Genomic DNA, 7,611 nt, shown 5'->3' with positions numbered 1-7,611 from the left:
GGCCCTTGCGGACCCGCCCTCGCCGATGAAACAGTCCGTGTTCCGGACCGGCGCCGAACGCCGGTCCGCCCAGCGTCAGCGCTTGCTGAACTGGAAGGAACGTCGGGCCTTGGCCTTGCCGTACTTCTTGCGCTCGACGACGCGCGGATCGCGGGTCAGGAAGCCGGCCTTCTTGAGGATCGGCCGGAGCGCCGGCTCGAAGTTCGTCAGCGCCCGGCTGATGCCGTGGCGGACCGCGCCGGCCTGGCCGGAAAGGCCGCCGCCGGTGACGGTGCAGTAGACGTCGAACTGCTGGTAGCGGTCGGCCACCAGGAAGGGCTGGGTGATCAGCATCCGCAGCACCGGGCGCGCGAAATACTTCGACGCCGCGCGGCCGTTGATCTCGATCGTGCCCTTGCCGGGCTTCACCCACACGCGGGCCACGGCATCCTTGCGGCGGCCGGTGGCGTAGGCGCGGCCGAACTGGTCCTTCTTCGGCTCGCGCGGGGCGGAGGCCTCGCCGGCGGCCGGGGTGCCGGCGACCAGGGTCTTCAGCTCGGCCAGCGAGGAGACGCTGTTGGAGGTCGTCTGTTCGCTCATGATCTCAGGCCACCGTGTTCTTGCGGTTCAGGGCGGCGACGTCCAGCGCCTCGGGCTGGGCGCCGGCATGCGGATGCTCGGGCCCGGCATAGACGTGCAGGTTCTTCATCTGCCGGCGGCCGAGCGGGCCACGGGTGATCATCCGCTCCACGGCCTTCTCGATGACACGCTCCGGGAAGCGGCTCTCGAGGCGCTCCCGCAGGGTGCGCTCCTTGATGCCGCCCGGATAGCCGGTGTGCCAGTAGAAGACCGACTGCTCGGCCTTGTTGCCGGTGACCTTCACCTTCTCGGCGTTGACGATCACGACATGGTCGCCGCAGTCGACATGCGGCGTGAACTGCGGCTTGTGCTTGCCGCGGAGGCGATTGGCGACCAGGGCGGCGAGGCGGCCGAGCACGAGGCCCTCCGCGTCGATCAGCACCCAGTTCTTCTTCACCTCCGCCGGCTTCAGCGAGCGGGTCTGCGTTTGCAGCACGGTCTCTATCCTGAACAATGGCGGTCTGGAAATCGGTGGCGGCTTATCGCCGCGGAACCCGCGCAGGTCAAGGGAAAAGCCGGGTTTTCCTTTGGTGGTATCAAGATACCACATCAGCTGCAGCGGCTCCAGCGGCCCCGGTCCAGGTGGAAGTGATCGGCATGCGCGGCGTTGTAGTCCGGCCCCAGCACCGCCTTGAACCAGCGGCAGGCGCCATCCCGCGCCTCGCGCAGGAAGCCGCCGGGCGTCCCCGGCGTGGCGCTGTCCTCGCTGCCCCAGTCCCGCGGCAGCCGGATCTCGCGCCCGTTGGCCAGGGTGAAGCCGGCGATGTCGATCGCGTTGGCCGTGGCGTGCTGGCTGCGCCGGCCTTCCGCGCGGCCATAGACATTGCGGCAGTTGTAGGTGCCGAGATGGCGCACGGCGGCGACGCGGCTGCCGAAATGCCGCTCGGCGGCGGGCTGCAGCCCGTGCCGCTCGAACAGCGCCCAGGCCGCCGCCAGCGGGCAGGTCACCACGGGCTGGTTCGGCTGCAGCCTGGCCCCCTGCCCGGCCAGGCGCACCGTGTTCTCCAGAGGGCAGCCCACCTCGGAGGGACGGTCCGGCAGGCGCTCCAGCGTCAGGCCCGACGCGGCGAAGGCGGCGGCGCAGGCGCCCTCCTCCCACTCCATCCGCGCCAGCTTCCAGCCGGTCATCAGGTTGGGCGCGTCGCGGAAGTCGAGGGGCGCGCGCGGGTCCCAGCGCGGCGGCAGCTGAAGCGCGCCGCCGAGATAGGCGCCAAGCAGCGCCAGCGGCGCGAGCAGGAGGATCGGGACCAGGAGGCGGCGGAACATCCCCTCTCAGATGGCCCCGTCCGGCCCGCCGGAAAGGGTGCCCCCCTTGCCGCGGCGGCGGCGCGGACGCAAAGCTGCCCCTGTCCCGAGACCTGACCGGAAGGCCCCGCCATGCCCGTGCTGAACCGCATCGCCGATTTCCACGAGGAGATGACCGCCTGGCGGCAGGACTTCCACCGCCACCCCGAGCTGGCCTTCGAGGAGGCGCGGACCAGCGGCATCGTGGCGGAGAAGCTGCGCGCCTTCGGTGTGGACGAGGTGGTGACCGGCATCGCCGGCACCGGCGTCGTGGGTGTCATCCGCGGCCGCGGGGAGGGCGGCGCGATCGGCCTGCGCGCCGATATGGACGCGCTGCCGATCCTGGAGGAGAGCGGCGCCCCCCATGCCTCCACCGTGCCCGGCAAGATGCATGCCTGCGGCCATGACGGGCACACCTCCATGCTGCTCGGCGCCGCCAGGTACCTGGCCGAGACGCGCAACTTCGCCGGCACCGTCCATGTGATCTTCCAGCCCGCCGAGGAGATGGGCGGCGGCGCCGAGAAGATGGTGCAGGAGGGATTGTTCGAGCGCTTCCCGATGCGGCATGTCTTCGCCCTGCACAATTGGCCGAACCTGCCGGCGGGCGAGATGCACTGGCGCGCCGGGCCGGTGATGGCGGCGGTGGCCGATATCGAGATCACCATCACCGGCCATGGCGCGCATGGCGCCATGCCGCACATGGGCAACGACCCGGTGGTGATCGCGGCGCAGATCGTCACCGCGCTGCAATCCATCGTCGCGCGCAACGTGGAGCCGGTGGAGGCGGGCGTCGTCACCATCGGCAGGATCGAGGGCGGCAACGCCTTCAACGTGATCCCGGAGACGGTGCACCTGCGCGGCACGGCCCGCTGGTTCCGCCCCGAGGTGGGTGACGTGCTGGAGCGGAAGGTGACGGAGATCGCCTCCGGCATCGCCATCGCCTTCGGCGCGCGGGCCGAGGTGCGCTTCACCCGCATGTATCCCGCCACCGTCAACGAGGCGGAGGCCACGGACCTCGCCGCCCGCGCCGCCGCCGCCGTGGTGGGCGAGGCGCGGACCCACGAGATGCCGAAGCCGACCATGGGCGGGGAGGATTTCGCCTTCATGCTGAACCGGACGCCGGGCTCCTACCTGATGCTGGGCAGCGGCCGGACGGCCAGCGATCCGGGCCTGCATCACCCGCGATACGACTTCAACGACGCGGTCCTGCCGGTCGGCGCCAGCTTCTTCGCCACGCTGGCCGAGCAGCTCCTGCCCCGCGACGATTCGGACAGGGGCTGAGGCCGTGAAGATCCCTCCCCTTCCCTTCACCGTCACCGACTGGTCGAAGGTCGAGCCGAGCCGGCACGAGGGCGAGACCGGCTTCGCCCTCTGGCGCAGCTTCACCATCGGCGACATCCGCGTCCGGCTGGTCGAGTACTCGCCGGGCTATGTCGCCGATCACTGGTGCGACCGGGGGCACATCATCTACGTCGTCGCCGGTGAGCTGGTCAGCGAGCTGAAGGACGGGCGGCGCCACGCGCTGAAGGCGGGCATGAGCTACATGATGTCCGACTTCGGCGATGCGGCGCACCGCTCCGTCACCGAGGGCGGCTGCACCCTGTTCATCGTCGACTGAGCATGTGCGGGCGATATTTCCTCCAGCGCACGCCGCAGGAGCTCGTGCGGTACTTCGAGGCGGTGGAGCCCTTCCCGAACTTCCTGCCCAACTTCAACACCGCGCCGACGCAGGAGGCGCCAGTGCTGCGCCGCCACCCCGGGACCGGCGCCCGGCATCTCGGCCCGCTGCGCTGGGGGCTGGTGCCGCGCTGGGCCAAGGACGCCTCCGGCGCGGCGAAGCTGATGAACGCCCGGGCCGAGGGCGTGGCCGGGAAGCCCTCCTTCCGCGAGGCCTTCGCCCGGCGGCGCTGCCTGGTGCCGGCGGATGGCTTCTATGAGTGGCGACAGGAGGGGGAGCGCAAGCAGCCCTATGCCGTCGCCCTCGCCTCGGCCGAGCCGATGGCGCTTGCCGGCCTCTGGGAGGGCTGGCAGCAGCCGGACGGCGCGTGGCTTCGCACCTTCACCATCATCACCACCGAGGCCAATGCCAAGCAGGCCCTGGTGCATCACCGCATGCCGGTGATCCTGCCGCCCGAGCTGTGGCCGGCCTGGCTGGGCGAGGAGGAGGCCACGGCGGAGGAGCTGCTCGACTTCCTGCAGCCCTGCCCGCCGGAGGAGTTGGCCTGCTGGCCGGTGGCGGCGCGGGTCGGCAAGTTCAGCGAGAACGATGCCGGGCTCCTGGCGCGCGACCCGACCGCGACGCCGCCCCCCGAGCTGGACGACCGGCCGGTCTATTGACCGGCCGGCGGCGCCGGAGCCGGGCCGCCGAGCCGGCGCCCCGCCACCGCCTCCTGGGCGGGTCTCTTCCGCAGCGCCACGGCGGCGTCCCCCGCCTGCAGGATGATGTTCCGGCGCGGCCGGGCGGAGCGGTTCATGCCGCCCCCGTGCAGCACCTTCGGATGGATCAGCACCATGTCGCCCGGGGCGCAGGGGAGCGTGACGGCGCCTTCGGGGCTCCATCCCGCCGGCCGGCGTGGCGCCGCGCGCGCCGCCGCGTCGGTCAGCGCGTGCGAGCCGGGCAGGAAGGCGGTCGCGCCCCCCGCCTCCGTCATGCCATCCAGGCAGATCATCGCGCGCAGGAAGCAGGAGGCCTCCGGGCAGGCATAGCCGTTCGGATAATCCCGGTGCCAGCCGATGCTCCGGCCGAAGCCGGGATGCTTGATGGTGACGTTCATGAAATGCGCCACCGCCTCCGACACGCCCAGCGCGGCGCGGATCGGGCCGGTCACCGCCGGATGGTCGAGCAGGGCCCCGAAGACCGGGGCGAAAGCCGGGGGATCGCCCAGGATGAAGATGGCGTCGCCCACCTCCGAGGCGGCGATCCCGTCGCGGCGGTCCTCTGTCAGGTCCCGCTCCAGCGTCAGGCGCTCGCGCAGCCCGGGCGCCAGGCCGGGAACGGCCGCCTGCACCGCGTCCACGGCCTGGCCCAGCGCCGCGAGGAGCGGGCCGGTCACGGCGCCCCGGACCAGGGCGAAGCCGTTCCGCGCGTAGTCCGCCCTGTCGTCATCATGCATGGATTCGCGACGCCTGCGGCCCTCAGGAGCCGCGATAGGTGCTGTAGGACCAGGGCGAGCAGAGCAGCGGCACATGGTAATGCCCCTGCCCTTCCGAGAGGCCGATGTTGAGCACCACCACGTCGAGGAAGCGCTCGGCCGGCGGCGGGTCCACCCGGCGCGGCTCGGCCAGGGGATCGAGGAGACGGAACTCGGCCGTCTCCGAGGGCGGCGGCGGCGGCGCGACCTTGGCGAAGGCCCCACGGGCGGCGAAGTAGTCGCCGATGGCGAAGCGCAGCTCGTAGCGGCCGGGGCGGAAGGTGCCGGCGGGCAGCAGCGTGCCCTCCGTCCGGCCATCGGCATCGGTGACGGCGGCGGCGATCCGCTCCGGCTCCGGCCCCATCCGCCACAGCTCCACGGCGACCCCCTCCGCGGGGATGCCCTCGGCGGTGTTCAGCACATGGGTGGAAAGGGCGCTCGGCTTCTGGCTCATGCTCTATTCCGTGGCATCGGGGGCATCGGGAAGCTCCTGGGGGATGGCGGAGGTGAGTTCCGGCAGGTCGAAGGCCCGGAGGGCGGCCAGGTGCCGCTCGGCATCCTCGCGCCAGAAGGCGCGGCAGATCCCGTCCACCAGCCGGGGCACGCCGTACTTCATGCCGCTGATGCTGGCGCCCGAGAGGCCCATCGACAGGGTTGCCGCATAGGTCATGCAGTGGATGCGCGGCAGCAGCGGCGCGGCGCCCGGCGTCTTCTCCTGGAAACTGAAATCGTCCGACAGATAGGGCGAGGCGGCGCAGACGGCGCTCTCCTCGCCCGGCGGCGGCGCGAAGGCGTCGGACCAGAGCCGGATCTGGCGGGCGAAGGGTGCCAGTTCCGGCCGCAGCGCGTGATCGATGACGAAGCCGGTGCCGAGGAGGACGGCATCGGCCCGGAAGGCGCCGCGCGGCGTCTCCAGCACCACCTGCCCCTCCGCCTCGCGCACGGCCTCGACAGGCGCGCCCATGACGAGGCGGAAGCGCGGATCGTCGCAGACGCGGTTCCAGCTCTCCTGCGGCGGCGGCTGGTTCAGCTCGAAGATGTGCCGGGTGAAGCGCCATTTCAGCAGGTCCGGCAGGGCATGGTACTGACCGAGATAGCCGGCCTGCTCCATCCAGCGGAACGGGTTGACGCGTGGCATCCGCCGCCGCCGCACCAGCATGGTGGCGCTCCCCGCGCCCGCCTCCAGCGCCACCGCCAGATTGTCGAAGGCCGAGGCCCCGGCCCCCACCACCAGCAGGGACTTCCCGGCCAGCGCCGCGAAGTCGATGGCCTCGGCGGTGTGCAGCACGCGGTCCTTCGGCAGGCGGTCGAAGGGCGGCGGCACCGCCCAGGCGCCGGCCCCGTCCATGCCGGTGGCCAGCACCAGCCGGCGGGCGCGGATCACCCGCTCTCCCTCTGGCGTGGCGAAGCGGAGCGCCAGCAGCACCGCCGGCCCCGCCGCCGCCGGAGCGATCTCCAGCAGCCTGTGTTCGTGCCGCACCGGCAGGTCGAGCACGGCGGCATACCAGTCGAGGTAGCGCTGCCAGTCCGCGCGGCCGATCTTGTGCAGCCGGTCCCAGGCCTCGACGCCGTCGCGCGCGGTGAAGAAGGCGCGCGGCGTCAGCGCCGGCACGCCGAGATCGGGGCCGGTGACGTGTTTCGGCGTGCGCAGCGTGCGCATCCGGGCGAAGGTGGTCCAGACACCGGTGCCGCCCGGCGGGGCGGCGTCGAAGAGGGCGATATTGCCGACCTTCTGCCGGCGCAGGCCGAAGGCGGTGGCCAGTCCGGTCTGCCCGGCGCCGATGATGGCCACGTCCAGCACACCGTCCGCCGCCGGCATCCAGTCCGGCGCCGGATAATCCAGCAGCGCCAGTTGCTGGCGGACGGCCTGCTCCAGGGTGGCGAGCGGTTCGGGCATGGTGCGGGGCCTGTCGGCGAGGGTGCGGGCCTGGCATGTTGCCATGCACAAGACCGCCCCGCCATGCTCCCGCCGCGGCACCCGCTTCAGGGAGCCGTGACCCCGGCTCCCCGGTGGCGCCGACCCCCCGCGCCTGGGCGCCCTGGGCCAGGTCGTCGGTCCCTCGGCGAGGTCATCGACAATTCGCCGTCGGACCTTCCCCACCCCCGCATGGGGTCCTATATGGATCGTGGCAGGGGCGATGCCCCCGGAGGGACGACCCTCCCCGGACAGGGTTCCGGCGCCTGCGGCAGGGACGGCCCGGCCTTCGGAGACGGAGGACCGTCATGGCCTGGATCACCCTCTTCCTCGCGGGACTTCTCGAGATCGGCTGGGCCGTCGGGCTCAAGTACACGCACGGCTTCACGCGGCTGGTGCCGACCCTGTTCACCGTGACCTGCATGGCCGCCAGCCTCGGCCTGCTGGGCCTGGCGCTCCGCGCCCTGCCCCTCGGCACCGCCTACGCGATCTGGACCGGCATCGGCACCGTGGGCACGGCCCTGCTCGGCATCCTGCTCTTCGGTGAGGCGGCGACCGCCGCGCGGCTCGCCTGCATCGTCATGATCGCCGGCGGCATCATCGGGCTCAAGCTGGTCGGCTGAGGGCCGCCCGCCCGGTCATGGCCGGGGCGCCGGTTCCGGC

General features: G+C 72.3%; 10 protein-coding genes. 4 read left to right on the top strand and 6 right to left on the bottom strand.

Features of this window, described 5'->3' with window-relative positions; genetic code table 11:
• Window positions 1-75: 75 nt before the first annotated feature.
• From rpsI to ACVMLK_RS18350, 3 genes are all read right to left on the bottom strand, one after another.
• The gene (rpsI, locus tag ACVMLK_RS18360) at window positions 76-579 is read right to left on the bottom strand and encodes a 30S ribosomal protein S9 (RefSeq protein WP_198367302.1); all 504 of its coding nucleotides are present in this window, start codon (window positions 577-579) and stop codon (window positions 76-78) included.
• Window positions 580-583: 4 nt separating this feature from the next.
• Complete coding sequence (gene rplM, locus ACVMLK_RS18355) at window positions 584-1,054, bottom strand: 50S ribosomal protein L13 (RefSeq protein ID WP_198367303.1); 471 nt, start codon at window positions 1,052-1,054, stop codon at window positions 584-586.
• A gap of 113 nt (window positions 1,055-1,167) precedes the next feature.
• Window positions 1,168-1,884 (bottom strand): extensin-like domain-containing protein, encoded by a 717-nt coding sequence (locus ACVMLK_RS18350; RefSeq protein WP_457487213.1) that lies wholly within the window; start codon window positions 1,882-1,884, stop codon window positions 1,168-1,170.
• 111 nt (window positions 1,885-1,995) lie between these two features.
• On the opposite strand from ACVMLK_RS18350, the gene ACVMLK_RS18345 reads away from it, so the two are divergent.
• The 3 genes from ACVMLK_RS18345 to ACVMLK_RS18335 are packed head-to-tail and all read left to right on the top strand — an operon-like array spanning window position 1,996 to window position 4,239.
• Window positions 1,996-3,183, top strand: coding sequence for a M20 aminoacylase family protein (locus tag ACVMLK_RS18345; protein WP_198367305.1), 1,188 nt, complete (start codon window positions 1,996-1,998; stop codon window positions 3,181-3,183).
• A gap of 4 nt (window positions 3,184-3,187) precedes the next feature.
• Window positions 3,188-3,520: a DHCW motif cupin fold protein gene (locus ACVMLK_RS18340; protein WP_198367306.1), complete on the top strand. Its 333-nt coding sequence runs from the start codon at window positions 3,188-3,190 to the stop codon at window positions 3,518-3,520.
• Window positions 3,521-3,522: 2 nt separating this feature from the next.
• A complete protein-coding gene (locus ACVMLK_RS18335; RefSeq protein WP_457487212.1) occupies window positions 3,523-4,239 on the top strand; it encodes an SOS response-associated peptidase in 717 nt (238 codons plus the stop codon).
• Here ACVMLK_RS18335 and ACVMLK_RS18330 read toward each other — a convergent pair.
• From ACVMLK_RS18330 to ACVMLK_RS18320, 3 genes are read right to left on the bottom strand one after another with little or no spacing between them, the layout of a single operon-like run.
• Window positions 4,233-5,015 carry a phytanoyl-CoA dioxygenase family protein gene (locus tag ACVMLK_RS18330; RefSeq protein ID WP_457487211.1) on the bottom strand — a complete coding sequence of 261 codons (783 nt, stop codon included), beginning with the start codon at window positions 5,013-5,015 and terminating at the stop codon, window positions 4,233-4,235. The two genes, ACVMLK_RS18335 and ACVMLK_RS18330, sit on opposite strands and share 7 nt — an antisense overlap.
• 22 nt (window positions 5,016-5,037) lie before the next feature.
• Complete coding sequence (locus ACVMLK_RS18325; protein WP_422923473.1) at window positions 5,038-5,487, bottom strand: hydroxyisourate hydrolase; 450 nt, start codon at window positions 5,485-5,487, stop codon at window positions 5,038-5,040.
• A gap of 3 nt (window positions 5,488-5,490) precedes the next feature.
• A complete protein-coding gene (locus ACVMLK_RS18320) occupies window positions 5,491-6,930 on the bottom strand; it encodes a SidA/IucD/PvdA family monooxygenase (protein WP_457487210.1) in 1,440 nt (479 codons plus the stop codon).
• 326 nt (window positions 6,931-7,256) lie between these two features.
• Between ACVMLK_RS18320 and sugE the strand changes: the two genes are divergently transcribed.
• Window positions 7,257-7,571 (top strand): quaternary ammonium compound efflux SMR transporter SugE, encoded by a 315-nt coding sequence (gene sugE, locus ACVMLK_RS18315; protein ID WP_198367311.1) that lies wholly within the window; start codon window positions 7,257-7,259, stop codon window positions 7,569-7,571.
• Window positions 7,572-7,611 lie beyond the last annotated feature (40 nt).

This window comes from Teichococcus aerofrigidensis (genome assembly GCF_054073225.1).
Note: the sequence above shows the minus strand (reverse complement) of the source record. Positions and strands in the feature narration are given on the sequence as shown.